The organism is Gilliamella sp. B2717 (assembly GCF_026536675.1).
GTDB classification, from domain to species: Bacteria; Pseudomonadota; Gammaproteobacteria; order Enterobacterales; family Orbaceae; genus Gilliamella; species Gilliamella apicola_I.
In genome coordinates this window covers 1-879 of record NZ_JAFNNQ010000033.1, presented here as the reverse complement: position 1 = coordinate 879, position 879 = coordinate 1, and the positions used below count along the sequence as shown (strand labels likewise).

1 protein-coding gene and 1 pseudogene are annotated in these 879 nt (G+C 43.1%); both read left to right on the top strand.

Annotated elements, in window-relative coordinates; genetic code table 11:
• Positions 1-365 (top strand): annotated as a pseudogene (locus J3U35_RS05550) (hypothetical protein); the annotation flags it as partial.
• On the top strand, positions 365-879 hold a 515-nt coding region (locus tag J3U35_RS05545; RefSeq protein WP_267360102.1), incomplete at its 3' end, for an SdrD B-like domain-containing protein. The pseudogene J3U35_RS05550 and the gene J3U35_RS05545, both read left to right, overlap by 1 nt.

Here is an 879-nt window from a genome sequence, read left to right as displayed (position 1 = left end):
GGGTATGGTCATTAGAAGGTGTTTACGAATGGAATGCGAACTGGGAAACGGCGTTTAAAGCGGCGCACAGACAGGGTCATTTACGTTATAAAGGTGAAAGTGACTGGTACTCATCGGGTGCAAGTTTGTATGCGGTGCGTGTTAATTACAAGACAGGCGACTGGGAATATCAGGTTGAAGGTCGAACGCTACGAACAAGTCTGGCAGATGACCACAAAGACGGATTGGTGACCAGTGTTTATCGTTATATTGGCGACAACATCAAGATGGGCGTGGGTTACAACTTCACGGATTATAACGACAACTTAACACACCTGAACTACCGTTCACGAGGTTGGTTTGTCAATGTAGTGGGGAGTTTCTAATGAACAGTTGGCAAAAAGTTACCGGTGTAGAAAAGCACTTACCGAAGATGCAGTTCAATGCCCCAAGGGTTGAAAAACGTAAAGAAGAGAAGAATTTACGCATATCAGGAGAGAAGATAATGCGAACTGAGCATAATGCAACAGTGCAAAAGACGATGCTAAGAAGCATAAAGCGCTTATTAGCTTCTGCGTTGATATCGGTGTCGACGATATCAACAGCATATGCCTTTGATATAGGTGGAAAAGTCTATTTAGATTATGATAATACGGCCAGTAAAACAGAAATGCCGTTAACGGGTTTAAAAGTTGAATTATATGACAGTAATCAAAAGTTACTATCGGACACGACCACAAATCAGGACGGTAGCTATAAATTAGATGCGCCGTTACTGGGGACATATAAGGTTGTGGCAAAGACGACGGAAGGTGAAACCATTGATCGTTCGGTGCAACTTATCGTTGATACCGGTGCGTCTGCTCAGAACTTATTTATCAAAGGGCAAGGCGGTGATAT